20 protein-coding genes are annotated in these 25,806 nt (G+C 60.1%); 12 read left to right on the top strand and 8 right to left on the bottom strand.

All coding sequences use genetic code 11. The features are described from left to right. Positions 1–12: 12 nt before the first annotated feature. From ACNA1V_RS09635 to ACNA1V_RS09625, 3 genes are read right to left on the bottom strand one after another with little or no spacing between them, the layout of a single operon-like run. Positions 13–1,101 (bottom strand): DegT/DnrJ/EryC1/StrS family aminotransferase, encoded by a 1,089-nt coding sequence (locus ACNA1V_RS09635; RefSeq protein ID WP_415833398.1) that lies wholly within the window; start codon positions 1,099–1,101, stop codon positions 13–15. Further along, positions 1,101–1,682 (bottom strand): acyltransferase, encoded by a 582-nt coding sequence (locus tag ACNA1V_RS09630; RefSeq protein ID WP_415833397.1) that lies wholly within the window; start codon positions 1,680–1,682, stop codon positions 1,101–1,103. The genes ACNA1V_RS09635 and ACNA1V_RS09630 overlap by 1 nt, the downstream gene beginning before the upstream one ends. After that, positions 1,679–2,623, bottom strand: a complete 945-nt coding sequence (locus ACNA1V_RS09625; RefSeq protein ID WP_415833396.1) for a Gfo/Idh/MocA family protein — start codon at positions 2,621–2,623, stop codon at positions 1,679–1,681. The genes ACNA1V_RS09630 and ACNA1V_RS09625 overlap by 4 nt, the downstream gene beginning before the upstream one ends. 649 nt (positions 2,624–3,272) lie before the next feature. Here ACNA1V_RS09625 and ACNA1V_RS09620 point away from each other — a divergent pair. The 7 genes from ACNA1V_RS09620 to ACNA1V_RS09590 all read left to right on the top strand — a co-directional run bounded on the left by ACNA1V_RS09620 (position 3,273) and on the right by ACNA1V_RS09590 (position 14,001). Beyond that, the gene (locus tag ACNA1V_RS09620) at positions 3,273–5,003 is read left to right on the top strand and encodes a PHA/PHB synthase family protein (protein ID WP_415833395.1); all 1,731 of its coding nucleotides are present in this window, start codon (positions 3,273–3,275) and stop codon (positions 5,001–5,003) included. A 1-nt stretch (position 5,004) separates the two neighbouring features. Beyond that, complete coding sequence (gene fabI / locus ACNA1V_RS09615) at positions 5,005–5,775, top strand: enoyl-ACP reductase FabI (RefSeq protein WP_415833394.1); 771 nt, start codon at positions 5,005–5,007, stop codon at positions 5,773–5,775. Between the two features lie 45 nt (positions 5,776–5,820). Then, on the top strand, positions 5,821–6,891 hold the full coding sequence (locus tag ACNA1V_RS09610; protein ID WP_415833392.1) for an HlyD family secretion protein: 1,071 nt from the start codon (positions 5,821–5,823) through the stop codon (positions 6,889–6,891). A 3-nt stretch (positions 6,892–6,894) separates the two neighbouring features. After that, positions 6,895–9,687 carry a ribosome-associated ATPase/putative transporter RbbA gene (gene rbbA, locus ACNA1V_RS09605; protein WP_415833391.1) on the top strand — a complete coding sequence of 931 codons (2,793 nt, stop codon included), beginning with the start codon at positions 6,895–6,897 and terminating at the stop codon, positions 9,685–9,687. Positions 9,688–9,697: 10 nt separating this feature from the next. After that, positions 9,698–10,822, top strand: a complete 1,125-nt coding sequence (locus ACNA1V_RS09600) for an ABC transporter permease (RefSeq protein WP_415833390.1) — start codon at positions 9,698–9,700, stop codon at positions 10,820–10,822. A 204-nt stretch (positions 10,823–11,026) separates the two neighbouring features. Continuing rightward, complete coding sequence (locus ACNA1V_RS09595) at positions 11,027–12,205, top strand: acetyl-CoA C-acetyltransferase (RefSeq protein ID WP_415833389.1); 1,179 nt, start codon at positions 11,027–11,029, stop codon at positions 12,203–12,205. Positions 12,206–12,432: 227 nt separating this feature from the next. After that, on the top strand, positions 12,433–14,001 hold the full coding sequence (locus ACNA1V_RS09590; protein ID WP_415833388.1) for an MFS transporter: 1,569 nt from the start codon (positions 12,433–12,435) through the stop codon (positions 13,999–14,001). Between the two features lie 20 nt (positions 14,002–14,021). On the opposite strand, the gene uvrB is transcribed toward ACNA1V_RS09590, so the two are convergent. Next, positions 14,022–16,118, bottom strand: coding sequence for an excinuclease ABC subunit UvrB (uvrB, locus tag ACNA1V_RS09585; protein ID WP_415833387.1), 2,097 nt, complete (start codon positions 16,116–16,118; stop codon positions 14,022–14,024). An 82-nt stretch (positions 16,119–16,200) separates the two neighbouring features. Here uvrB and ACNA1V_RS09580 point away from each other — a divergent pair, with 82 nt between their 5' ends. Next, on the top strand, positions 16,201–17,406 hold the full coding sequence (locus tag ACNA1V_RS09580) for an amino acid aminotransferase (protein ID WP_415833385.1): 1,206 nt from the start codon (positions 16,201–16,203) through the stop codon (positions 17,404–17,406). Positions 17,407–17,547: 141 nt separating this feature from the next. Here ACNA1V_RS09580 and ACNA1V_RS09575 read toward each other — a convergent pair whose 3' ends face one another. Then, positions 17,548–18,453 carry a DMT family transporter gene (locus ACNA1V_RS09575; RefSeq protein ID WP_415833384.1) on the bottom strand — a complete coding sequence of 302 codons (906 nt, stop codon included), beginning with the start codon at positions 18,451–18,453 and terminating at the stop codon, positions 17,548–17,550. A 182-nt stretch (positions 18,454–18,635) separates the two neighbouring features. Here ACNA1V_RS09575 and ACNA1V_RS09570 point away from each other — a divergent pair, with 182 nt between their 5' ends. After that, complete coding sequence (locus ACNA1V_RS09570) at positions 18,636–19,199, top strand: helix-turn-helix domain-containing protein (RefSeq protein WP_415833383.1); 564 nt, start codon at positions 18,636–18,638, stop codon at positions 19,197–19,199. An 82-nt stretch (positions 19,200–19,281) separates the two neighbouring features. Here ACNA1V_RS09570 and ACNA1V_RS09565 read toward each other — a convergent pair whose 3' ends face one another. Beyond that, positions 19,282–20,772, bottom strand: a complete 1,491-nt coding sequence (locus ACNA1V_RS09565; RefSeq protein ID WP_415833382.1) for an MFS transporter — start codon at positions 20,770–20,772, stop codon at positions 19,282–19,284. A 28-nt stretch (positions 20,773–20,800) separates the two neighbouring features. After that, positions 20,801–21,328, bottom strand: coding sequence for a flavin reductase family protein (locus ACNA1V_RS09560; RefSeq protein ID WP_415833381.1), 528 nt, complete (start codon positions 21,326–21,328; stop codon positions 20,801–20,803). 287 nt (positions 21,329–21,615) lie between these two features. Between ACNA1V_RS09560 and ACNA1V_RS09555 the strand changes: the two genes are divergently transcribed. From ACNA1V_RS09555 to ACNA1V_RS09545, 3 genes are all read left to right on the top strand, one after another. Beyond that, positions 21,616–22,146, top strand: coding sequence for a cupin domain-containing protein (locus tag ACNA1V_RS09555; protein WP_415833380.1), 531 nt, complete (start codon positions 21,616–21,618; stop codon positions 22,144–22,146). Between the two features lie 147 nt (positions 22,147–22,293). Then, positions 22,294–23,523: an acyl-CoA dehydrogenase family protein gene (locus tag ACNA1V_RS09550; protein WP_415833379.1), complete on the top strand. Its 1,230-nt coding sequence runs from the start codon at positions 22,294–22,296 to the stop codon at positions 23,521–23,523. Positions 23,524–23,536: 13 nt separating this feature from the next. After that, complete coding sequence (locus tag ACNA1V_RS09545; protein WP_415833377.1) at positions 23,537–24,937, top strand: carboxylesterase family protein; 1,401 nt, start codon at positions 23,537–23,539, stop codon at positions 24,935–24,937. Here the strand turns inward: ACNA1V_RS09545 and ACNA1V_RS09540 are convergent. Then, entirely contained in the window at positions 24,904–25,779 is an 876-nt protein-coding gene (locus ACNA1V_RS09540) for a PaaX family transcriptional regulator (protein WP_415833376.1), read from the bottom strand. The genes ACNA1V_RS09545 and ACNA1V_RS09540 overlap by 34 nt on opposite strands. Between the last annotated feature and the right edge of the window lie 27 nt (positions 25,780–25,806).

The raw sequence follows: 25,806 nt of genomic DNA, 5'->3' as shown, positions 1-25,806 counted from the left end.
AACACCTGGAGTTCAAGCTACAGCATCACGCAATGCAGAAACAATATATTCCTGTACCGAGGCAGTCATGTATGGATGCATGGGGAGACTAAGAACTCGTTCAGCGATAGTGTCACCAATTGGCAAATCCGCCGCATCGTCCCGCACAGCAGGCTGACGATTCAAGGGAATAGGGTAATGTACGGCAGTAGGAACCCCAGACTTATTTAGCCTCGACTGAACAATATCGCGTGCGTTCACTTGAACCGTAAACTGCGCCCAGGCGCTGATGTTGTGCGGCTCGACATAGGGGACAGCAATTCCCTCTGGCTCTAGCAGCGTCAAGTACCTGTGCGCAACCTGTTGACGCAGCGACAGTTCCTCTTCGAAAACTTCAAGCTTCGCGAGCAGGATTGCTGCCTGCAAGGTATCCAGCCTACTGTTTATTCCTACACGAATATGGTGATACCGTCGATCCTGTCCGTGACGCGCAACCTGGCGACATATTGTTGCCAACGCCTCGTCGCTGGTAAACAGCGCCCCACCGTCACCGTAGCACCCCAGCGGCTTGCTTGGGAAAAAGCTGGTACACCCAATCGTAGAAAGGTTGCCAGAACGGCGTCCTTTGTAGGTCGCGCCCAGACTTTGAGCCGCATCCTCGATGACAGGAAGGCCATGCTGCGCGGCAACGGCATTGATCGCATCAAAATCCGCACATTGTCCATACAAAGATACGGGAATGATTGCCTTGGTCCGTGGCGTGATCGCTTGCTCCAGGGTGGATGCATCCAAATTATAGGTTCGTGGATCCACATCAACGTAGATTGGCTTCGCACCTAGCAATGCTACCGTTTCAGCAGTTGCGATATAGGTAAAGCCCGGGGTAATCACCTCGTCTCCCGGGCCGACCCCCAACGCCATCAATGCAATTTGCAATGCATCTGTTCCATTGGCTACTGTAATGCAGTACTTCGCCCCAACAAACTGGGCCAATTTCTCTTCCAGCTGCGCGACCTCGGGCCCGAGAATGAACTGCCCGTGATCCAGCACACGCTGAATCCCCCGGTCCAGCTGATTACTGATCCGCGCACGCTGTGCTTGTAGATCGACAAACTCAATCATCACTCTCTTTCCTTGCTGACAATATTATTGCGCAATACATACTTATCACCAGTATGTTCACAAAGCGTCTGCGCATCTCCTTGGAGCGGCAAGTTCAAACGCTCGCCGAACTCACTCATCCAACCAATTTGCCGTGCGGGAACACCGACCACCAATGCATAATCAGGAATATCCTTGGTAACAACTGTACCGGCACCAATAAAAGCAAATCGGCCAATCGTCACTCCACAAACGATAGTGCTATTCGCTCCCAACGTCGCGCCCCGCTTCACCAAGGTATCTCGATATTCATTCTTCCGCTCGACCAAGGAGCGCGGATTATAAACATTAGTAAATACCATACTCGGGCCGCAAAAGACCCCCTCTTCCAGAGTCACGTTATCATATACAGAAACATTATTCTGAATCTTGCAGGAATCACCGATAACCACCTTATTCCCAACAAACACGTTCTGCCCCAACGAAACACCCTTTCCTATACGGGCACCGCCACACACATGGACAAAATGCCAGATTCGAGAGCCATCGCCGATTTGCGCACCATCATCAACAATGGCGCTTGCATGAACTTGATAGGTCATTTTTTCAAGAAAGGATGATAATCCCCAGAAAGCGGGGATAGATTAGCCGAACGAATCTGTGCCACGGTCGTGATGGCAACTCTATTTTCTTCCAGCCCGAATCCTCGGCCAGCCAGGATTTCTTCATAACTACGTGTATGCAAATCTGTAAATCCACCTGAAAACTCGATCTCTTCACCGTCCACCGTGATCGAACGGAAAGTACGCTGCCCCGCTTCACGCTGTGCCGCCGGTACATCCTCAAAATCTACTGATAGAAACCATCGGACTCGAGCATTTTCATATTCGAGATAGCCTGCGGCCTTGGTATCTGTTGCCAAATGCACGATATTTTCCTGCAGCCCACCAAAAATAAAATGCAACATATCAAAGAAATGCACTCCAATATTGGTCGCAATGCCACCAGATTTTTTGATGTCACCCTTCCAAGACTGCAGATACCAATGACCCCGCGATGTAATGTAGGTCAAATCAACTTCATACTTTACATTCTTTGCAGCCGACGCAACTTTTTCTTTCAATGCCACGATAGCTGGATGGACGCGTAATTGCAGAATCGTATTAACCTTACGCCCCGTATCCTTTTCAATATCAAGCAGCCCGTCGATGTTCCAAGGATTCAAGACCAGCGGCTTCTCACAAATCGCATCCGCTCCCGAACGCAAGGCGAAGCGCATATGTGAATCATGCAAATAATTGGGTGAGCAAATGGCAAAATAATCAACCTTACGCTCATCTGAAGCGCGCCTTAGCTTATCGACATGACGATCAAAACGCTCGAACTCAGTGAAAAATTCCGCCTCTGGAAAATGGCTATCAATAATTCCCACAGAATCATTAGGATCAAATGCAGCCACTAACGCATTTCCCGTATCTTTGACTGCCTTCATATGGCGGGGAGCAATATACCCAGCCGCACCAATCAACGCAAAATTCTTCATCCTAGACTCTATCTATTGGGAACAATATCAATAAAAACACAAGATCCATGACTTGTGTCCGATGCCAAACGCCGCCATACGTAGCTCGGAACCAATCCTGACAGCACTTTGTTGGCAATGACCATCACCATACTCTCAGGGTCCCTTCACACCAACAGCAAAATTCATCTGCTCTCGTCTCATGACACCAGCATCCTCCTGATACCAGCACAACGTCATATGCCACAACAGGCGTTGCCTCGTTGCGACACCACACCCTGCGCATTTTTATCACCTAGGTCTGAAAAGCAACAAACAAGAATGCGTTGCATTCAAAGCGTTATGAGGAAAATAACAATTAGCGCCGGCCTCAAGGGCAGGCTTTTGTATCAAACCTGCAGCACATATGCAATAAACATTCAGCAATTCCGAAGCATAGACTTACCGCCGCTATCACTTAATTAATTCCATAACAAGGCGTTACAACATCCACATCCGCTGCGGAACTATGTAACAATAAATAAGTTTTTTCTTGATAAGAATTTTTCTCAGTCGCATCCTTGCGTCTGCCTCCAAGAACCGGGATTGCTTATATGATCACCACCAGTCTCTTCATTTCAATACCCCATACACGTTAAGTCTGTCTCCGCCTTCATAGGAAGCACGCCCCATGCCCGTATCGCAGGAACTGCAAGACGCCGCAGCCCAACTCGACCAATCATCCTATGCCGCACTCGCTCGCATGACTGGCGGGCTGTCGCCGGCGTCTATGTTGTTGGCCGCCTATGACTGGGGCTTGCATCTGGCCATGTCGCCGGGCAAGCAGTTGAGCTTGGGTGCGCTCGCTGCACGACAGTATTCCGAACTACTGTGTACATTGCCGCAAATGGCTGGGGTCTGCAATTTAGAACCTGGCCCCCAGGATCGCCGCTTCGCCGCCCCCGAATGGCAGCAGTGGCCGTTTTCCTTCTGGCAGAAACTGTTTCTCTCCCAGCAGCAATGGTGGCAGGAAGCGACAACCGGCATACGGGGTGTCAACAAGCACCATGAAAATGTCGTGGCCTTTGCCGCACGCCAGTGGCTGGATGTGTTCTCGCCCGGTAATCAGCTGCTGACCAACCCCGTTGTGCAGCAACAGACCCGCGAGCAATGCGGCGCCAATCTTTACCGCGGCATGATGCATTTGCTCGACGATATTGCCCGCCTGCGCAGTGATGAAGCACCGGAAGGCGCGGAAAACTATATTCCTGGCAAGCAGGTGGCAGCCACGGCAGGCAAGGTGGTGCTGCGCAATCAGCTGATGGAGTTGATCCAGTATTCGCCAGCCACGCCCAAGGTGTACGCGGAACCGGTGCTGATCGTGCCCGCGTGGATCATGAAGTATTACATCCTGGATCTGTCGCCCGATAACTCTTTGATCAAGTATCTGGTCGATCAAGGCCATACGGTATTTTGCATTTCCTGGAAAAATCCCGGTGTCGCCGAACGCGATCTGGGCATGGACGACTATCTGGATCGCGGCATTGCTGCTGCCCTCGCCGCCGTCAATGCCATTGTGCCGAAGCAACGTGTACATGCCGTGGGCTATTGCCTGGGCGGCACGCTGCTGGCCATCGCCGCCGCTGCCATGGCGCGTGACAAGGATACGCGCCTGGCCACCATGACGTTGTTCGCGGCCCAGACCGATTTCAGCGAGCCGGGCGAATTAAGCCTGTTCATCGACGAGAGCCAGGTCAATATGCTGGAAGCGCAGATGCGCGAAACCGGCTACCTCAAGGGCAGCCAGATGGCGGGCGCATTCCAGATGCTGCGTTCCTACGATCTGCTGTGGTCGAAGATGGTGAACGACTATCTGCTGGGCGACCGCCGTGGCCTGAATGACCTGATGGCCTGGAATGCCGACGCCACGCGCATGCCGGCGCGCATGCACAGCGAGTACCTGCGCCGGCTGTTCCTGGACAATGACCTGGCCCATGGCCGCTATCCGGTCAAGGGGCGTCCGGTCGCCATCAGTGATATTTCGCTGCCGGTGTTCGCCGTCGGCACAGTGACTGATCACGTCGCGCCCTGGAAGTCGGTCTATAAGCTGCACCACCTGACCACGACGGAAATCACGTTTGTGCTGACCAGCGGCGGCCATAACGCAGGCATTGTGTCGCCCCCCGGCCACCCGCGCCGTCATTATCAGATCGCCACGCATGCCCATGATGCGCCCTACCAGTCTCCGGAAGACTGGCAGGCCACCGCACCGCGCCAGGAGAGTTCCTGGTGGCCGGCCTGGGAACAATGGCTGGCTCAGCACTCCAGCCAGACCCTGGTCAATCCGCCTGCGCTGGGTGCCGCCAAGGCCGGCTACAGCCCGCTGGAAGCCGCGCCGGGCCAGTATGTTCTGGAGAAGTAGCATGCTTTCGACTGTACTGGCCGGCAAGAAAGGGCTGATCGTCGGTATTGCCAATGAGCGCAGCATCGCCTGGGGCGCCGCGCGCGCCATGCATGCCGCAGGCGCTGAACTGGCAGTCACCTGGTATTCAGACAAAACCCTGCCTTATGTCGCGCCGCTCTTTGATGAAATCGGCACGGATTTCAGAATGCCGCTGGATGTTGGCAATGCCGAACAGCAGCAGGCCTTGTTCGATGCCATACGCGAACGCTGGGGTCACTTGGATTTCCTCGTGCATTCCGTGGCCTTCGCGCCGCGCGAGGATCTGCATGGCCGTGTCCTAGACAGCTCCGCCGCCGGCTTCGCGCAGGCAATGGATCTTTCTTGCCATTCCTTCATTCGCCTGGCGCGAGACGCCGAGCCTTTGATGGCCCAGGGCGGCAGCCTCATGACGATCAGCTATCTTGGCGCCCAGGCCGTCATGCCGGGCTATGGCATCATGGGCCCCGTCAAGGCTGCCCTGGAAGCCAGCGTCAGATATCTGGCCAGCGAACTGGGCCCGCGCGGTATCCGTGTCAATGCCGTCTCGCCCGGCCCGCTGGATACTCGAGCCGCATCCGGCATCGCGGGTTTCGATACCTTGATCAAGGACAGTATGGAACGCGCTCCCCTGCGGCATACTCTCGGGATCGAAGACGCAGGCGCCCTGTGCGCTTTTCTTGCATCAGACGCAGCGCGCGCCATTTCTGGCAGCACGTTGTTCGTTGATAATGGTTTTCACATTCTTAATTGAGTCCGCCAGGCGCGGCTCCGGATCAGAACTTTCCAGGCCCTACGTATGAACCCAAAGATCAGGAAATTCATTGTCCCCGTTTTGCTGCTGGCGATCGTCGGCGGTGGCTATTATGTTTGGCGCGCGTCCCAGGACGCCGGCCCAGGGCCGGGGTTTGCCAAAGGCAACGGCCGTATCGAAGCCACGGAAATCGACGTTTCGACCAAGCTGGCAGGCCGCATTGAAACCATCGAGGTCAATGAAGGCGATTTCGTCACGATAGGACAGCCGCTGGCCAGCATGCAGATCGACGTCCTGGAAGCCCAGCGTGACGAGGCCAAGGCCAATCTGCAAAAAGCCATCAATACGGTCGCAGGCGCCAAAGCGCAAGTGGCTGCCCGCGTCAGTGACAAGCGTGCGGCCGAAGCGGCCGTGCTGCAACGTGACAGTGAATACCTGGCCGCGCGCCAACGCCTGAACCGTTCCGAAACGCTGGCGCAACGTGGCGCCACCTCGCGCCAGGAGCTGGACGACGACCGCGCCCGGGTACGCAGCGCCCAGGCTGCCGTCGAAGCCGCCAAGGCCCAGGTTGCCGCCGCCGATGCCGCTATCGACGCCGCGCAGGCCCAGGTGGTCGGCGCTGAATCGGCCGTCATCGCCGCACAGGCCACCATCGCCCGCATTGAAGCCGACATCAAGGACAGCCAGCTGGTCGCACCGCGCGATGGCCGCGTGCAATACCGCGTTGCCCAACCTGGCGAAGTTCTGGGCGCTGGCGGCAAGGTATTGAATTTTGTCGATCTGTCGGATGTGTACATGACCTTCTTCCTGCCTGCGACCGACGCCGGCAAGGTTGCGCTCGGTTCGGAAGCCCGCATCATCCTCGACGCGGCGCCGCACATGGTCATCCCGGCATCGGTCTCGTTCGTCGCCAGCACGGCGCAGTTCACGCCCAAGACCGTGGAAACCGCCAGCGAACGTGAAAAACTGATGTTCCGCGTCAAGGCTCGTATCGACCCGGAACTGCTGCGCAAGCACCTGACGCAAGTCAAGACCGGTTTGCCCGGCGTCACCTGGGTCAAGCTCGACAGCAATGCCCAATGGCCTGAATCCCTGCAGGTCCGGCTGCCGGAGTAATCAATGCCGCAGCCTTCTCACTCCTCGCGGGACGTCGCCGTCCGGCTGGCCGACGTCAGCCTAAGCTACGGCGAAGTCTCCGCGCTGCGGGACTTCACTCTGGATATTCCAGCCGGCCTCATGATCGGCCTCATCGGCCCTGACGGTGTCGGCAAATCCAGCCTGTTGTCCCTGATTGCCGGCGCGCGCGCCGTCCAGCAAGGGACGGTCGATGTCCTGGGTGGCGATATGCGCAGCAAAACGCATCGCGACTCGGTCTGCCCGCGCATCGCTTACATGCCGCAGGGATTGGGCAAGAACCTCTACCCCACTTTGTCGGTAGAGGAAAACCTGCAGTTCTTTGCCCGCCTGTTCGGCCACAATGCAGCCGAACGCCGCCGCCGGATTGATGATCTGACCCGCGCGACCGGCCTGCATCCGTTCCTGGATCGGCCAGCCGGGAAGTTGTCCGGCGGCATGAAGCAAAAGCTGGGGCTGTGCTGCTCGCTTATCCATGATCCCGATCTGCTGATTCTGGATGAACCCACGACTGGCGTGGACCCTCTGGCGCGCGCGCAGTTCTGGGATTTGATCGCCCGCATCCGCACTGAACGTCCCGGCATGAGCGTGCTGGTCGCTACGGCCTATATGGACGAAGCCCAACGCTTCGACTGGCTCGTCGCCATGGATAGCGGCCAGATCCTCGATACGGGCACGCCCAAGGAATTGCTTGAGCGCACAGGGACGAAATCCCTGGAAGCCGCGTTCATCGAATTGCTGCCGGAAGAAAAGAAGCGTGATCACGCGCCCGTCGTCATTACGCCGCTGCAGGAAAGCGATGACGATGAGATCGCCATTGAAGCCAAAGACCTGACCATGCGCTTCGGCAAGTTCGTGGCGGTCGATCATGTCAGCTTCCGCATTCGCCGGGGCGAGATTTTCGGCTTCCTGGGCTCCAACGGCTGCGGCAAGTCCACCACCATGAAGATGCTGACTGGCCTGCTGCCAGCCAGCGAAGGCCAGGCCTGGCTGTTCGGCAATGAAATCGCCGCCAACGATATCGAAACACGCCGCCGCGTCGGCTACATGTCGCAGGCCTTCTCGCTCTATGGCGAGTTGACCGTCCGGCAAAACCTGGTGCTGCACGCCCGGCTTTTTTCCGTTCCCGAAGCAGATATCCCCGCACGGGTCGAGGAAAGCGCGGAGCGCTTTGCGCTGCAGGACGTCATGGACACCCTGCCGGAGCAACTGCCCCTGGGCGTACGCCAGCGCCTGTCGCTGGCTGTCGCCATGGTGCACAAGCCGGAACTGCTGATTCTCGACGAACCCACTTCCGGGGTCGATCCGGTGGCGCGCGATAACTTCTGGCGCCTGATGATCGAATTGGCGCGCCGTGACCGCGTGACCATCTTCATCTCCACCCACTTCATGAACGAAGCCGAGCGCTGCGACCGCATGTCGCTGATGCACGCCGGCAAGGTACTGGTCAGTGATACACCGGCGGAGCTGGTGCGCAAGCGTGGTTCGGCCACCCTCGAAGAGGCCTTCATTTCCTATCTGGTCGAGGCCATCGAGCAGAACGACCCTGCCCAGGCCAAGGCGGATGCGGCTGCGGAAAAAGCAGCGCAAACCGCTGACGCCCCCACGCTCGTCAGCAGCGCCGAGACCGTGCACGAGCCGCAGAAGCACCAGGCTTTCAGTTTCAACCGCATGTTCAGCTATATGTGGCGGGAAATGCTGGAGCTGCAGCGCGACCCGTTGCGCGCCACGCTGGCGCTGCTGGGTTCCTTGATCCTGATGTTCGTCATCGGTTTCGGTATCAGCATGGACGTCGAGGATCTGAAGTTTGCAGTACTGGATCATGACCAGTCCGGCTTGAGCCAGAACTATGCGCTCAATCTGTCAGGCTCTCGCTACTTCGTCGAGCAGCCTCCCTTGCGTGACTACGATGATGTGGACAAGCGCTTGCGCAGCGGCGAACTGGCGCTGGCCATCGAAATCCCGCCAGGCTTTGCCCGCGATGTCAGCCACGGCAAAGAGGTGGAAATCGGCGTATGGGTCAATGGCGCCATGCCCTCCCGGGCAGAAACCGTCAAAGGCTACGTCCAGGGCATGCATATGGCCTGGCTGCAGCAACAGGCCCGCGAGCGGCTGGGCATAGACTATGCCAGCGCCGCGTCGGTGGAAACGCGTTTCCGCTACAACCCCGACGTCAAGAGCCTGGTCGCCATGGTGCCTGCCGTCATTCCGCTGCTGCTGCTGATGCTGCCCGCCATGCTGACTGCGCTGTCGGTCGTGCGTGAAAAAGAGCTGGGTTCCATCATCAACCTCTACGTCACGCCTGTTACCCGCGCCGAATTCCTGCTGGGCAAACAGATACCGTATGTCGTGCTGGCCATGATCAGCTTCGTGCTGATGGTGATCTTTTCCATTGTGGTGTTTGATGTGCCGGTCAAGGGCAGCTTCCTGTCGCTGACACTGGCGGCGCTGATCTATTGCATGGCGGCCACGGGCTTTGGCCTGCTGGCTTCGACGTTCACCCGCAGTCAGATCGCCGCCATGTTCTTCACCATCATCGGCACGCTGATTCCGGCCATTCAGTTCGCTGGCCTGATCAACCCGGTGTCTTCGCTGGAAGGGTCGGGGCGCATCATCGGCGAACTGCATCCCGCCAGCTACATGCTGACCATCAGCCGCGGCATCTTCAACAAGGCGCTTTCTATCTCCGACCTGAGGCCCGAGTTCTGGGCCATGGCCATCTCCGTGCCCATCATCCTGGGCCTGGCCATCGCCCTGCTGAACAAACAGGAGCGTTGAAGGAAACCACATGCAAGGGCTGAAAAATATATTCCGGCTGGGCGTCAAGGAGCTCTGGAGCCTGGCGCGCGATCCGATCATGCTGGTGTTGATCGTTTACACCTTCACGATGTCGATCTACTCCGCCGCCACCTCCATGCCGGAGAACCTCAACCACGCCTCCATCGCGATTGTCGATGAAGACAACTCTCCCCTGTCCGCGCGCATAGCCTCGGCCTTCTACCCGCCGCAGTTCACTGCGCCGGGTATGATCACCCCGACGCAGATGGACGCTGCGCTGGATTCCGGGGAATACACCTTCGTGGTGGATATTCCACCGAACTTCCAGCGCGACGTCCTCGCCGGACTCAAGCCAGAAGTGCAATTGAGTGTTGATGCCACGCGCGTCAGCCAGGCGTTTACCGGCAGTACCTATATCCAGCAGATCGTCCTGGCCGAAGTCAACGAGTTCGTGCAACGCTACCGGGGCAGCCAGGCCGTGCCTGTCGATCTCGCCATGCGCATGCGCTTCAACCCCAGCCTGACGCCGTCCTGGTTCGGCGCGCTGATGCAGATCATCAATAACGTCACGATGCTCTCCATCATCTTGACTGGCGCCGCCCTGATCCGTGAGCGTGAGCACGGCACGGTTGAGCACTTGCTAGTCATGCCTGTCACGCCGCTGCAGATCATGCTGGCCAAAGTCTGGTCCATGGGGCTGGTGGTGCTGATAGCCGCCTCGCTATCGCTGGTGCTGGTCGTCATGCAGCTATTGCAGGTGCCGGTGGAAGGCTCGGTACTGCTGTTCATTGCGGGCACGGCCCTGCACTTGTTCGCGACCACATCCATGGGCATCTTCTTCGCGACCCTGGCGCGCAGCATGCCGCAGTTCGGCCTGCTGCTGATCCTGGCACTGCTGCCGCTGCAACTGCTGTCCGGTTCGATGACGCCGCGTGAAAGCATGCCTCAGTTCGTGCAAGACATCATGTATTTCGCCCCCAATACGCACTACGTGGAACTGAGCCAGGCCATTCTGTTCCGTGGCGCCGGCCTGGAAGTCGTCTGGCAGCCCTTCCTGATGCTGTTCCTGATCGGCTGCGCGCTATTCGGGTTTTCACTCAGCCGCTTCCGGAAAACCATTACGCAGATGGCCTGATACTGTCCAGTCTGTCTCCTCGCCGCTGTTCCCGGCTGTGCGGAAATGCAATACAGTGTTGATATAAAGCTTATCCAAGCGTTTTCTCACCTGCCATCGGGCAGGTGAGAAAACAGACCGGCAGTTCCGGCTTCGGCCCTTCCGGCAAGGACTTGCGCTTTGGCGCGTGGTTATTTTTCTGTTATGTCTCAATGAGGTCGAATCATGAGTGACGTTGCAATTCTCGCCGCATCCCGCACTGCCATCGGCGCCTTCCAGGGCGCCCTGGGCCACACACCTGCCCATGAACTCGGCGCGACGGTCATCCGGCACCTGCTCGCCAAGACCGGCATTCCCGCCGAAGCCATCGACGAAGTCATTCTCGGCCAGGTGCTGGCAGCCGGTGCCGGCCAGAATCCGGCCCGCCAATCCAGCATTCACGCCGGCCTGCCGGTCGAAACGCCTGCCCTGACCATCAACAAGGTCTGCGGCTCCGGCCTCAAGGCCGTCCATCTGGCCGCCCAGGCCATCCGCAGCGGCGACGCCGATCTGATCATCGCCGGCGGCCAGGAAAACATGAGCCTGTCGCCCTATGTGCTGCCCAAGGCACGCACCGGCCTGCGCATGGGCCACGCCCAACTGCTCGACAGCATGATCCAGGACGGCCTGTGGGACGCCTTCAATGACTACCACATGGGCATCACGGCGGAAAACCTGGTCGAACGCTACGGCCTGACGCGCGAAGAGCTGGATCAATTCTCCTACGAATCGCAGCAGAAGGCCGGCGCCGCCATCAAGGCTGGCCGCTTCAAGGACGAAATCGCTCCGGTGGAGATTCCCCAGCGCAAGGGCGATCCGGTACGTATCGACACCGATGAACAACCGCGTCCCGACACCACCCTGGAAACGCTGACGCGCCTGCGCCCGGCATTCAAGAAAGACGGTACCGTCACGGCGGGCAATGCCTCGACGCTGAACGACGGCGCCGCCGCCCTGCTGCTGGCCAGCGCGGAAAAAGCCAAGGAACTGGGCCTGCCCGTGCTGGGCTGGATCAAGTCGTACGCCAGCGCTGGCGTCGATCCCTCCGTCATGGGCCTGGGACCGGTGCCTGCCACGCGCAAGACGCTGGAAAAAGCCGGCTGGAAGCTCGAAGACCTCGATCTGATCGAAGCCAACGAAGCCTTTGCCGCGCAATCGCTGGCTGTCGCCCGCGAACTGCAATGGGACAACAGCAAGGTCAACGTCAATGGCGGCGCAATTGCCCTGGGCCACCCCATCGGCGCATCCGGCGCCCGCATCCTGGTCTCCCTGGTGCATGAAATGAACCGCCGCGACGCCAAGAAGGGCCTGGCCACGCTGTGCATCGGCGGCGGCCAAGGCGTCGCCATCGCCATCGAACGCTAAAATGCGTGCCGGTAGGCGGCCAGCACACTGACTGACCGCTTGCTGCCCTTTTGCTGCACTCTTTGCTGGCTCACTCGCAGCCAGTCTCCGCGACGAGCGGATCGCGCCCCGGAACACCAGACGCACGTCTGGCCGGTTCCGGGGCGTTTTTCGTGCTGTCACACCGTCATGTCGGCAGGTTTCAATCCGGCGCAGCCGGCTGGGCCTGGTGCTAGAATTCCCGCAGAATGCGTCATGCGCTGTTGCCGCCAGGCGGCAAGCGGCGGCCCATTCCGGCCATCGGCCTGGACGATGCACTTCCCACCCCTGCTGCCCGCCTCACTCCCCCAATGACTGCCGCCCCTACGCCTGCCGGGCCTGTGCCCGTTTCGCGTCCGCCCCGTCCGGCGTGGATCGCCCTGCTGGTCGCCGCCGTGATGTTCATGGAAAACCTGGACGGCACCATCATTGTGACGGCGCTACCGCAGATGGCGCTCAGCTTCGGCGTCTCTGCCGTCGATCTGAACCTGGGTGTCAGCGCCTACCTGCTGACCTTGGCGGTCTGTATCCCGCCCAGCGGCTGGCTGGCCGGCCGTCTCGGTGCAAGACGAGTTTTCTGCTGTGCCATCGTGCTGTTTACCCTGGCGTCGCTACTGTGCGCCCAGGCCGACAGCCTGCAAGAATTCGTCGCCATGCGGGTGCTGCAGGGCATGGGCGGCGCCTTGATGGTGCCGGTCGGGCGCCTGGTTGTCCTCAGCCACACCCCCAAGCAACAGCTGATTGCAGCGATTTCCATGATCACCTGGCCCGCACTGATCGCCCCCGTACTCGGGCCGCCCCTGGGCGGACTGCTGGCCACCTATGCCTCCTGGCGCTGGATTTTCTACATCAACCTGCCCATCGGGCTGCTGGCGCTGCTGGCTGCCTATCTGCTGATTCCCGCCAGCCGCGCCGATCAACCGCGCCCCTTTGACCTGTTCGGCTTCCTGGGCAGCGGCCTGGCGCTGCTTGGCCTGCTCTATGGCATGGAACTGGCCGGCATGGGGGCTGACGCCAGCACTATCCTGGCCTATCTGGCGGGCGGCGCGTTGCTGCTGGCGCTCACCGTGGCGCATCTGGCACGCACCCCTCACCCGCTGGTCAATCTGTCCCCCCTGCGCATCCCCAGCTACGCTGTGTCAGTACGCGGCGGCAGCTGCTTCCGGCTCGCCATCAATGCCCTGCCGTTTATTCTGCCGCTGATGTTTCAGCTGGGCTTCGGGCTGAGCGCGGTCGAAGCCGGCATGCTGGTGCTGGCCGTTTTTGCCGGCAATCTGACGATGAAGCTGTTCACCACGCGGCTGCTGCACCGGTATGGGTTCAAGCGCATCCTGGCCGTGAACGGCATACTCAATGTGCTTGCCCTGCTGGCCTGCGCCATGCTGAGCCCCGAGACGCCCACGACCTTGATCGTCGTCGTCCTCTTCATCAGCGGCCTGTGCCGTTCCATGCAGTTCACTGCCATCAACACGCTGGCTTTCGCAGATGTGCCATCCGGGCAGATGGCTGCCGCCAACACGCTGGCCAGCACTATCCAGCAGATGGCCTTGGGGCTGGGCATCGCTTTCGGCGCCATTTGTATCCGTCTGGGCGACTGGCTGCAAACCTCGCTGGCGCCCCGCTTTCCCGGCTGGGAGCAGATACCGTCACTCAGCTACCGCTTTGCGCTGATCTGCGTCGCCCTGATTGCCGTCGCCGGGGTTGTCGATGTCATGCGCATGGCGGCCGGCAGCGGCGAGCACTTGCGCCGGCCACCTGCCAAACAAACCCGGCACTGAAACACGAACCGCCAGGCGCTTCAGCGGAATGCTTTTTCCTTGAGCGTTTTCAAGGCATCGCGGGCGGCGGCCGCCTGTTCGAATTCCAGGTTGCGCGCGTGCTCCAGCATGGCCTTCTCCAGGCGGCGGATTTCCTGCGCCAGACTTTTCTCGTCTTGCGGAATCCCTGCCATTTCATAGGCAGGCGCCACATCCAATTCCTTGTTGGGCGCCACGACCCCGTCTATCAGCTCGCGCACAGCCTTCTGCACGCCACGAGGCTGGATGCCGTGCTCAATGTTATAGGCAACCTGCCGTGCCCGGCGACGCTCTGTTTCTCCGATCGCCCGGTGCATGGAATCCGTCACCCGGTCAGCGTAGAGAATGGCTTTACCGTTCAGATTGCGTGCCGCCCGGCCGATGGTCTGGATCAGGCTGCGCTCGGAACGCAGGAATCCTTCCTTGTCGGCATCCAGAATGGCAACCAGGGAAACTTCCGGAATATCCAGGCCTTCGCGCAGCAGGTTGATCCCGACCAGCACATCGAACACGCCCAGCCGCAGGTCCCGGATGATTTCCACCCGTTCCACCGTGTCGATGTCCGAGTGCAGGTAGCGCACCTTCACCCCATTTTCGGTCAGATATTCGGTCAACTCTTCGGACATGCGCTTGGTCAGCGTCGTCACCAGGACACGGTCGCCCTGATTCACGCGCAAACGGATTTCCCCCAGCAGATCATCGACCTGCGTCATCGCGGGGCGCACCTCAACCACCGGATCGACCAGTCCGGTCGGGCGCACCACCTGCTCGACCACATTGTCTGACGATTCATTCTCATAAGGCCCCGGCGTCGCGGATACAAAGACGCACTGACGCATGCGGGCTTCGAACTCATCCATTTTCAGCGGACGGTTGTCCAGCGCCGACGGCAAACGGAACCCATAGGTCACCAGCGTTTCCTTGCGGGAACGGTCGCCCCGGTACATCCCGCCCAACTGCCCCATCATGACGTGGCTTTCGTCGATGAACATCAGCGCATCGGCAGGCAGATAGTCGATCAGTGTCGGGGGAGGATCTCCCGGTGCGGCACCGGACAGGTGGCGCGAGTAGTTCTCGATGCCTTTGCAGAACCCCAGCTCCTGCAGCATTTCCAGATCGAAGCGGGTGCGCTGCTCCAATCGCTGGGCCTCGACCAGTTTGCCTTCGGCCACAAAGAGCGCCAGACGTTCCTTGAGTTCCTGCTTGATCGTTTCAATCGCGCGCAGCACGGTTTCACGCGGCGTCACATAGTGCGAACCGGGATAGACCGTGAAACGCGGCGTTTTCTGGCGCACCCGGCCAGTCAGGGGATCGAACAGCTCCAGGGTTTCGACCTCATCGTCGAACATGCTCACGCGCACTGCCAGTTCCGCGCTTTCCGCCGGGAAGATGTCGATCGTATCGCCACGCACCCGGAACACGCCGCGCGTGAATTCCGCATCATTGCGTGTGTATTGCATGGCCACCAGGCGTTCCAGGATCTCACGCCGTCCGATGCGGTCGCCCGTCCGCAGAATCAGCACCATGGCGTGATAATCGCCCGGATTGCCGATACCGTAGATGCACGACACCGTACCCACGATGATCGTATCGCGACGCTCCAGCAGGCTTTTCGTCGCCGACAGGCGCATCTGCTCGATGTGCTCATTGATGGCGGAATCTTTTTCGATGAACAGGTCGCGCGACGGCACATAGGCCTCGGGCTGGTAGTAATCGTAGTAAGACACGAAGTACTCGACGGCATTGCGGGGGAAGAATTCCCGCATCTCCGCATACAGCTGCGCCGCCAGCGTCTTGTTGGGCGCGAGCACCAGTGCCGGCCGCCCCAGCCGGGCGATGACATTGGCCATCGTGTAGGTTTTGCCTGAGCCTGTCACCCCCAGCAAGGTCTGGCGCATCAGGCCATCATGGGCGCCTTCGACCAGCGCCTCGATGGCAGCAGGCTGGTCGCCTGCCGGAAGATACGGCTGATGCAGCAGGAAGGGACTGCCCGGGAAACGCTGGAATGCGCCCTCCCCGCCGTGGGTCACCCCGCTGCTTTCACTGCCCTCACCATCGGGCCGCGTTGAAAAATCATCGGAAGAGGCCGCTGTGCTCATGCTAGACTTTTAAGTCGGGGAAAACACTACATTATCCCTGTCGCGCATCACTGCGTCCATCTTCTCTACTCTCCCTTCCATCATGAGTTCACTTTTCGCATCCGTTGAAGTCGCGCCGCGCGATCCAATCCTGGGTCTGAACGAACAGTTCGCTGCGGACACCCGTCCCAACAAAGCCAATCTGGGCGTTGGGGTGTATTACGACGACAAGGGCCGCCTGCCCCTGCTCAACTGCGTCAAGCAAGCCGAGGAAGCGCTGACCGCCAAGGCTGCCGCACGCGGCTACCTGCCCATCGACGGCCTGAGCGACTACAACAGCGGTGTACAGAAGCTGCTGTTTGGCAATGATTCCCCGCTGCTGGCTTCCGGCCGCCTGGTCACCGCCCAAGCCCTGGGCGGCACGGGCGCACTGAAAATCGGCGCTGATTTCCTGAAAGAATTGCTGCCTGATTCCCAGGTCGCCATCAGCGACCCGAGCTGGGAAAACCACCGTGCGCTGTTCTCTCGCGCCGGCTTCCCGGTCGTGACCTACCGCTACTACGATGCCGCCACGCATGGCCTGGACTTCGAAGGCATGAAGGCCAGCCTGCGCGCCCTGCCGGCCCGCACCATCGTCGTGCTGCACGCATGCTGCCACAACCCCACGGGCGTTGATCCCACGCTGGCACAATGGGCTGAAATCGCTGAAATCGTCAAGGAACAGAACCTGGTTCCCTTCCTGGACATCGCCTACCAGGGCTTCGGCGATGGCCTGGAGCAAGACGGCGCCGTCGTCCGCCTGTTCGCCGACAAGGGCTTGTCGCTGTTCATCAGCTCCTCGTTCTCGAAGTCGTTCTCGCTCTATGGCGAACGCGTTGGCGCACTGACCATGTTGACGGCCAATAGCGACGAAGCCAAAGCCGTACAAAGCCAGATCAAGCGCGTCATCCGCACGAACTACTCCAACCCGCCCACCCACGGTGGCCGCGTGGTTGCGATGGTTCTGGGCGACGCCAAGCTGTTCGCTGAATGGGAGCAGGAACTGGCGGGCATGCGTGACCGCATCCGCACCATGCGCGCCCAGCTGGTCGATAAGCTGGCCGCCGCGGGTGTGCCGGGCGACTTCAGCTTCGTGAAGGCCCAGCGCGGCATGTTCTCGTACTCCGGCCTGAATGCCGAACAGGTCGAGAAGCTGCGCGTCGAGCACGGCATCTACGCTGTCGGCAGCGGCCGCATCTGCGTCGCCGCCCTCAACAGTGGCAATATTGATGCCGTGGCTCAGGCCATTGCAGCCGTCATCAAAGGCTAAACGCCCGCAGGCATGGGGTGCCCCTGCCCCATGCGCCACGACAAGACAGGGTTTCAGCCATCTCCCTTACCGGAGCCGCTGACATATTGCCCCGCAGGCCCGGATCCGGCATCACGCCGGGTTCGGGCCTGTTCTTTTGAGCTAGCCCGGCTTCTGTGCCGCGACCCGCAACGACTTCCCCGGCCAGCGCCAGCCAAAGTTCATGCCTGCCACCGCCAGCAAAATGCCCAGCGCGCCCAGGATCTGCAAGCCGCCCAGCCGATGACCAAAGGCCCAGGCATCCACCCCGACGGCCATGACCGGGTAGATGAACGAAAGCGCGCCGACCAAGACCGTCGAAATTTTCTGCAGCGCCCCATACAGCAAGGTGGACATCAGCCCTGTATGCACAAAGCCCAGCGTCAGCAACAGGCCCCAGGTCGCTCCCGCATCGCTGCCATGCGGCAGCTGCGCCGCGGGCCAGAGCAAAAGCACCCCTGCCCCCATCTGGATCAGCACGATCAAATGCGGCGGCACATCGCTGAGCCGCTTGGTAATCGCTGCCGCGATGGCATAGAAAAATGCTGCCGCCAGCGCCAGCGCAATCCCGTATAGATACGTCCGGGACGCGCTATCTCCCTGCTGTCCGCCAACGACGATCAGCAATACACCGGCAAACGCCAACCCCAGCCAACCCAATTGACGCATGCCCGGCCGCTCTCCGAAGAAGATGGCGCCCAGCGCCACCAGCATGAAGGGCTGGGTGTGATAAGTGATGGTCGCGACGGCAATAGACGAATGGGAATAGGCGGTAAACAGGCAATACCAGTTCGCCACCAAGGCCACTCCCCCTAGCGCTACCCACGCCAGCTTGCGCCAGCCCGGCATGGTTCCCCGGAACACGCCCAGGCCGGCACAGGCCAATAACATTGCCAGCCCGCCCAAGGCACAACGCCAGAAAACAACCGCCATCACGGGCATGGCCGTTTCAATCACCAGCCAGCCTATCGTGCCTGAAATCAGCATGGCGACAGTCATCTCGACCACGCCTCTTGTTCTTGTATCCATTATTTCCCTGGCCTGCGCAACAAGATAGGGCGCAACACTCACGCCGCGCCCAGACCTGCCGTTCAGTAAAAAAAACGCTAAGGACGATATAATGTACAAAGATTCATTGTTCGTCAAATAGAACATTTGTTTTTTATACAGAACACCAGCCCCCTTCTTTTGCCGCACCAAGGATAGCTACCGTGCCGGAATCACCGTTTTCCACTCCGATCGCCATTCTTTCCGCTTCTTTGCGCCGCGAACGGGAACGCGTCGGCCTGTCTGTGTCAGAACTGGCCAAACGGGCTGGCGTAGCAAAATCTACGCTGTCTCAGATCGAGGCCGGCGTCGGCAACCCCGGACTGGAAACCCTATGGGCACTGGCAATGGCGCTGGAGATCCAGGTCACGCGCCTGATTGCGCCCGCTCGCCCTCCCATACAAGTGCTGCGTGCCGGTGAGGGCATGGCGTTGGCATCGGAAGAGGCCAATTACGTCGCCACCCTGCTGGCCGTCTGTCCGGCCGGCATGCAGCGTGATATGTATCGTCTCGTGGCACAACCCGGCACGCCCAGGGTCTCCATTCCCCATCCGCCCGGCACTGCCGAGCATGTCGTGATCTGCCAGGGCCGTGCGCGGGTCGGGCCGCTGAACCAAACCGTGGAATTGGGCCCTGGCGACTACGCCAGCTACCCGGCGGACGAAACCCATATTTTCGAAGCGCTGGTGGCAGATACCAGTGCCGTCATGCTGATGGAACATCCATGAAAAGCCTGGCCGGCGACGAGCGGCCCACCCACCTGCCGCACTGCCAGTTGGACACACCACCCATCGCCGGCCAGCAACCGTACTACAGCGTCTTGCCGCGTGTTTCAGGCGACACAATCGTCGCAATCAAGGCCAAGATGCACAGCACGATGAGATAAACATCGAAGAGCACTTGCTGATGCTGCGCATAGAGCCAGGCCTGCAGATAGGGGGCCGTTCCGCCAGTCAATGCACCGGCGATCGAAAACGGCAAGCCCATGGCAACTGCACGGATATGCGTGGGGAACTGTTCCGGGAAGAACGCCGGCATGATCGCGGTAGGCGCTGAAATCAGCAGCGTGCCCACACCCATGAAGACAATCAGGCGCCAAAGCTCATTGCCACCCGTCAACAGCATCGACAGCGGCAATATCGCAATGATGGAACCAATGGAAAAGAAGTACCAGTTCAGTTTGCGGCCATAGCGATCAGACAACGCCCCCCAGGTCAGCAAGCACAGCACAAAGAACACATTGGCGGCCACACTGACCCACATGACCGGGCCCGGCGCCATTTTCAGCGATCCGATGGCAAATGTCGGCGCCATGACCACCCATACGTAGTACAGCACTGTTCCGCTGGCGGACAATGCGAATACGCGCAAGCAGGCAGCACGATAGCGCCAGACATCTGCCCAGAACTGGCGACCGACGCCGTGATGACGCACACCGCCCTGGCCATTCGCTTGCGCGGCAGCCTTGGCACGGAACATTGGGGTTTCGTCCAGTTTCCGGCGCAGATACAAGGCATAGACCCCCAGCACACCGCCAATCACGAAAGGCACGCGCCAGGCCCACTCCCGCACACCGTCCGCACCAAACGCCGTGGTCAATCCGGCACTGAGCAAGGCTGCCGACAAGACGCCGATGGTCACAAAAGCAAAAACCGACGATGCCCACAGACCGCGCTTGTTTGCTGGCGCCATTTCAGTGACATAAGTGAAGGAAGACACCACTTCACCACCATGCCCGAAGCCCTGCAACAAGCGTCCAAGCAACAGAAACACCGCTGCTGCCGGGCCGATTGCATCATAGTTCGGCGCCACGCCAATCACCAGGCTGCCGACTGCCGTCACCAGCATCGCCATTGTCATGGCTGGGCGCCGGCCCCGCCTGTCGGCAAACCAGCCAAAGAAAATGCCTCCCAAGGGCCGCATGAAAAAGCCCGCAGCGAAAATCGCCAAGGTGCCCAGCAGATCGGAAATCGGATCGTCGCTGCGGAAAAACTGCTTGGCAAAATACGCGGCAAACAGGGAATATGCCGTCCAGTCGTACCACTCCAGCGCATTGCCGACGCCGACACCCACCACCACCCGCCGGTTTTCGGCACGACGTTGCTTGCTGCCCGGTGCGGCTTGATCACCGCCTGCGCTACCCGGCCCATGCCGGCTATTGCCTCCGGCACCAGCCGCTGCCCCCTGGGATTCCACCGCCCCCCCCGTTGCCGGGAAAGGCAAGGCCGTGTTCTGGCCTGCGGCCATGGAAAATGCCATCGGTGTCGATGAGGCGCCTGCGCCCGTATTTTTTGTTTTCATTATTTATCCTCCTTGCCCCCGGCAAGTGTCAGGAAACCATCAGTGCCGGGGCGGGAACTGCCGCGACGCTGGTGAAACGCGAACGGTGAAAGACCAGCGGCGCCACATCCGGCTCCATCAGCAGGCCATGGATACGCAGCAGCACCACCTCATGATCCCCGGCGGCACGCACATCAAACACACTGCATTCGAACCAGGCGGCAGCGCCCTCGATCTGTATCGCGCCGCTTTCCCGGCTTTCGGCCGCGACGCCATGAAACCTGGCCTGTTTGTCACGGCTGGCCAATTGGCGGCAGGCCCCCGCATGGGCATCGCCCAGGATGGATACGCCTATCCGCTGCGCTTGCGCCAGCATGGTCCAGGTCGATGAATGTTGCTGGATAAACACCGCAACAAGCGGAGGATCCAGCGATACGCCAACGGAAAAACTCGACGCGACGATGACATGCCGCTCTCCGGCATGTTCGGCCGCCAGTGCGGCCACACCTGAAGGGAAATGCCCGAAAGCTTCCCGCAACAGCTGCGCGTCCAACTCTGGATATGGTCTGAGAGTCATGGTGACACGATTCCTTCGGGGGCCTGTCCCCCGCTGTGGTGGTTTCCGACAGAAGCCCGGCGTAAATCGCCAACGCTCATTTTTAAATTATTGCGAACGTCATAATTTCGCAATAGATATAGGGAAAACCACAGACCGGTATTGCACATGAAATATCCGTAATATCCCTAATTTTTAAGGGATAACACCAAGAAAAACCACATTGGTGGATATTTTTGATATTGCAAACAAATTACGACCGTCGTTATATTGAATCCACGAACATCAACATAACGAAGGAGACGCAAATGCCTGAACAAGCCCACGCCCCCGCCCAAGACAACAACCGGATCGCCGTCATCCGGGAGTCGGAAAGAGAAAACCTTTGGTTTCTCGGCGACCTGATTCAACCCATCATCACCACCCAAATGACCCAGGGCCGCTTCATGATGGCCTTGACGCACTCCAAACCCGGTTCGGAGCCGCCGCTGCACGAGCATGCGGGAGAAGACGAAATCTTCTACATCCTGGAAGGCAGGATTTCTTTCTGGGCCGCCGACACCTCCGTCACCCTCGGGCCTGGTGATTGCATCCTCATGCCCAAAGATGTCCCCCACATTTTCAAAGTGGATCCGAACGCCGAAGCCAAGTGGCTGGTCATGTCCGCCCCTGGCGGCCTGGACGAATTTTTCCGTGCGGTTGCCATTCCGGCCGACTACCCCGCTCCACAAAAAGGCTGGCGCATGGACCATGCCACCGAAGAACGCCTGGAAAACGCCTGCCAGCGCTTCAAGATCACCTTGCTCGCCCCCATGGGGCACCGCCCGGATCCCGCCTGAACGCGCTGGACACCGGCGTATCCATCAGCAAGCTCCCCACATCCGCCCGCCCCTCTCAGTGCCACCTGTCCATGGCACTGGCGGCACAGGCAGCACAGGCGCCCACACCTTGATAACTGGCGCGCCCGTTCCGCACAAGGAAATCACATGTCCTCTACCATCCTGACCCGTCCTGATCGCCTGACCCAGACGCAAGCCCCTTCCAGCGCAGAGACGGCTGCCATCGTCGAACGTATTCACCGCATTGGCGGCCTGTTGCGCGACAACGCACCGCTGGCCGACCAGCACCGCGTCCTGCCCATCGAGAGCGTTGAAGCGCTTGAGGACACGGGTGCCTGGCGCATCTCCGCCCTCAAACGCTATGGCGGCTACGAAGGAGGCGCCTCCATGCTGCTGGAGGTCGCACGCACCGTTGGCTACTACGACCCGGCAGCCGCCTGGTGCGTGGTAATTTCCAACGGCTCCGTCATGCTGGCCAATCGCTATAGCGACGAACTTCTGGATGAAGTCTTTGCCCATGGCCCGATACGGGCTGCTTCGATATTTGCCCAGCCCCAGGGAACCGCCACGCCGGATGGCGACGGCTGGCGCATCACCGGAAAATGGCCCTTTGCTTCCAACAGTTCACACTCGGAATGGGCCATCGGCATTCTGTTCATCCAGGATGAACAGGCAGGCAGCACGCCTCGCATTGGCTTTGCCATGATGCAACGTGGCGAATACGAAGTGCATGACACCTGGTTCACCATCGGCATGCGAGGCTCAGGTTCCAATACCATGGTTGCGCAAGACCTGTGGCTGCCGAAGAACCGCGTCATCACTTTCGAAGCCTTGATGGGCACCGGCCCGGAGTGCGACCCTCAGGCCACTTTCGGACGACGCCTGACGCCGCATTTGACCATGTCCACCACTATCCAGGCCCCATCGCTGGGCGCCGCCTATGCTGCCCTGGACTACACGACAGACATCGCCCACAAACGCGGCGTTACCTATACCCACTACAAAAAACAAACAGACTCCGGCGCCTTTGTCCACAACCTTGGAGCCGCCAGCATCAAAATCGACGGCGCACGCCTGCTGCTGGAACGCGCCGCCGCCCATATCGACGCAGTCGCCGCCGGCACGACCCCCATGCCGCTGGCCGAACGCGCGCGGCACCGGGCCGGGATCGGCCACGCCGGCCATGAACTGGTCGAGGCTGCCAATGAACTCTGCTGGCTGCACGGCACTGCATCCTTCGCGGAAAGCAGCCTGCTGGGACGCATGTGGCGGGATATCAACACCGGCACCCGTCATGCTTCCATCACCGCCCCCATGGGCTATGAACTCCATGGCAATGGCATGACGGACACGCCCTATATTTCCAACAAACTCTGAACGGGAAACCTCCATGTCCGGCAACCTTGCCCCCGACCTCCCCAATGCCAGCCTCAGCGTGGGCCGCACCCGCCTGAATGCCTGGTACGGCCTGCGCTATGCCAGTGCCCCCGCTCGCTTTGCGGCCGCCAGGCCTGCCTCTGGCCGCCTGGCGGCATCCCGGTTGCTGGACATTCCGATTTTTCCGCAACTGCCAGGCAAACTGGCGGCTGCCATGGGACATGGCCAAGCCAACCCTCAGTCCGAAGACGCTTTCTATGCCAATGTCTGGGCACCGCAAAACGCACAAGGTTTACCCGTGCTCTTCTTTATCCACGGCGGCGCCTGGATGACCGGTGGCGGCGCCATGCCCTGGTATGACGGCAGCCGCCTGGCGGCTCAAGGCATGGTTGTCATCACCGTCAACTATCGGCTGGGTGCCCTGGGTCATCTGGCTTCCCCTCAGGCTGCGCCCCAGGAGCTGCCGCTCCCTGCCGGAGATTTGCTGCTCGCGCTCCAGTGGGCAGCCGAGCACGCCGCCCATTTCGGAGGCGACCCGACGCGCATCACCCTTGCCGGTCAATCTGCTGGCGGCTGGTATGCACATCTGCTTTCCACCTTGCCGCAAACCCGAGGCCTGGTACACCGCATCGCACTGCTCAGCATGGGTACCCGGGAACCCTGGCCGCAAGCCCGGCAAGATGCCATCACACACTGGGTACAGGCGCATCTGCCCGATCACGATCTCCTGCATGTGGATGCAAGACAGCTCATGCAAACCGCTCAATCCGCTCTGGCCCACCTACCGGAAAGCCCGCGCCCAAACCTGGCGTATGCCCCCGCCGCTTTTCTGCCGGTCGCCAGCTCTGGCCTGCCGGCTGCGCTGCTGCAAGCCGACTGGGCGGCGCGGGCCTGCCATGCCGAAGCCGTCTATCTGCGCTACACCTCGGACGAGTCCGCCAGTTTCTTCTTCCAGTCTCCACACCACCTGCACGCAACGCAAGACGACGTCGATCGCGCCCTTGCCACCTGGAATGACGCAGATATACCGCCGGTACTGCGTCCTCACGGACGCTATGATGGCGCCGCCTGCGGCCTGTCACCCTACCGGCAGCTGGTCACGGCCTCCTCCTGGCGCCAATTCCAGCGCTTCCCCAATGAATACGCCAATGCCATGCGCGCCGCAGGACGCCCGGTATGCCTGGAGACCTTTTCAGAAAGCAGCCCCCTGCCCGACCTGCATGCCGGCCATTGCCTGGATTTGCCCTTTCAGTTCGGCAATCGCACCGCCTGGCTGGACGCACCCATGCTGCAAGACATGGACACCGATCGTTTCGACCGGATTTCAGAAGATCTGATATCCCGGCTCAGCCATTTCGCAACGAGCCGGCAAGCGCCCGATCAGGACAAGGTACGTATCACTTCTTCCACATAACGCGCGGACAAGGGCTTGAGCACCCGATGCAAGTCGCTGAATACGCGGCGGGCGGCAATGCCCTGCCATTCCGCCGGCAATAGCTCGGGCGGCAAGCCAGGATCCAGAAACGGCAAGCGGCGCCACTGCGTCACCATGGGCACATAGACCTTGAACGCCTCGCGCAAGGTTTCCGGATCTTCGCGGACATACCCCAGCCAGCGCTCATTGAGCGCACCGAACGCCTGCACAAAAGACAGGTACTCGCCTTCCAGTGCATCCAGGTTCCACCACTGCGCCACCTTCAGGCGCAAATCGCCAAACCCGACCGGCTCGGAAACGAAGAAATCCACATAAGGCCAAAGATCATGCTCGCGGATATACTCCAGCGCTTCGGCCTGGGCGCGCACCGGTGCGATCCCCAGGCCCGGGGCCACATTGCCAAATCCCATGCGCGCCAGGCCAGCCCGGATCTTATGGCGATTCTTCCGCTCACTTTCCGGCACCGAGTACGAAACCAGCAGCCAGGGATCGGCGATACCTGCCGTACGTGGCGAAAAAATCCGCTCATCGCCGGCCAGCATGTGCGGCTCCAGTTCGTCCGACAGGGCATAACCGCTGGCGCTGCCCGCCTTGCGGCTGATCAATACCCCTTTTTTCTTCAGGCGTGAAATGGACGAGCGCACACTCGTCGGCTCATACCCCAGCTCCGATAACAAGCGCACCAGTACCGCAACCGGAATCGCCTTGCCGGAAGGACGGCCGTAAAGCCCGAATACAGTCACCACATACCGGTGGTGCGCAGGCTGTTCATGCCCGCCAGGCTCCCGTCCCGCAATAATTTCGTCGATCGCGCTTGACACCCCAACTCCTTTCTCACGGCTTTGCCC

Source organism: Kerstersia similis (assembly GCF_965139615.1).
In the GTDB taxonomy this organism is placed as follows: domain Bacteria; phylum Pseudomonadota; class Gammaproteobacteria; order Burkholderiales; family Burkholderiaceae_B; genus Kerstersia; species Kerstersia similis.
This window is presented reverse-complemented; position numbering and strand designations above follow the sequence as displayed.

Excerpts from the sequence above, each read along its gene's own strand:
- ACNA1V_RS09635 (WP_415833398.1), bottom strand. The coding sequence starts at position 1,101 with ATGATTGAGTTTGTCGATCTACAAGCACAGCGTGCGCGGATCAGTAAT.
- ACNA1V_RS09630 (WP_415833397.1), bottom strand. The coding sequence starts at position 1,682 with ATGACCTATCAAGTTCATGCAAGCGCCATTGTTGATGATGGTGCGCAA.
- ACNA1V_RS09625 (WP_415833396.1), bottom strand. The coding sequence starts at position 2,623 with ATGAAGAATTTTGCGTTGATTGGTGCGGCTGGGTATATTGCTCCCCGC.
- ACNA1V_RS09620 (WP_415833395.1), top strand. The coding sequence starts at position 3,273 with ATGCCCGTATCGCAGGAACTGCAAGACGCCGCAGCCCAACTCGACCAA.
- fabI (WP_415833394.1), top strand. The coding sequence starts at position 5,005 with ATGCTTTCGACTGTACTGGCCGGCAAGAAAGGGCTGATCGTCGGTATT.
- ACNA1V_RS09610 (WP_415833392.1), top strand. The coding sequence starts at position 5,821 with ATGAACCCAAAGATCAGGAAATTCATTGTCCCCGTTTTGCTGCTGGCG.
- rbbA (WP_415833391.1), top strand. The coding sequence starts at position 6,895 with ATGCCGCAGCCTTCTCACTCCTCGCGGGACGTCGCCGTCCGGCTGGCC.
- ACNA1V_RS09600 (WP_415833390.1), top strand. The coding sequence starts at position 9,698 with ATGCAAGGGCTGAAAAATATATTCCGGCTGGGCGTCAAGGAGCTCTGG.
- ACNA1V_RS09595 (WP_415833389.1), top strand. The coding sequence starts at position 11,027 with ATGAGTGACGTTGCAATTCTCGCCGCATCCCGCACTGCCATCGGCGCC.
- ACNA1V_RS09590 (WP_415833388.1), top strand. The coding sequence starts at position 12,433 with ATGCGTCATGCGCTGTTGCCGCCAGGCGGCAAGCGGCGGCCCATTCCG.
- uvrB (WP_415833387.1), bottom strand. The coding sequence starts at position 16,118 with ATGAGCACAGCGGCCTCTTCCGATGATTTTTCAACGCGGCCCGATGGT.
- ACNA1V_RS09580 (WP_415833385.1), top strand. The coding sequence starts at position 16,201 with ATGAGTTCACTTTTCGCATCCGTTGAAGTCGCGCCGCGCGATCCAATC.
- ACNA1V_RS09575 (WP_415833384.1), bottom strand. The coding sequence starts at position 18,453 with ATGGATACAAGAACAAGAGGCGTGGTCGAGATGACTGTCGCCATGCTG.
- ACNA1V_RS09565 (WP_415833382.1), bottom strand. The coding sequence starts at position 20,772 with ATGAAAACAAAAAATACGGGCGCAGGCGCCTCATCGACACCGATGGCA.
- ACNA1V_RS09560 (WP_415833381.1), bottom strand. The coding sequence starts at position 21,328 with ATGACTCTCAGACCATATCCAGAGTTGGACGCGCAGCTGTTGCGGGAA.
- ACNA1V_RS09555 (WP_415833380.1), top strand. The coding sequence starts at position 21,616 with ATGCCTGAACAAGCCCACGCCCCCGCCCAAGACAACAACCGGATCGCC.
- ACNA1V_RS09550 (WP_415833379.1), top strand. The coding sequence starts at position 22,294 with ATGTCCTCTACCATCCTGACCCGTCCTGATCGCCTGACCCAGACGCAA.
- ACNA1V_RS09545 (WP_415833377.1), top strand. The coding sequence starts at position 23,537 with ATGTCCGGCAACCTTGCCCCCGACCTCCCCAATGCCAGCCTCAGCGTG.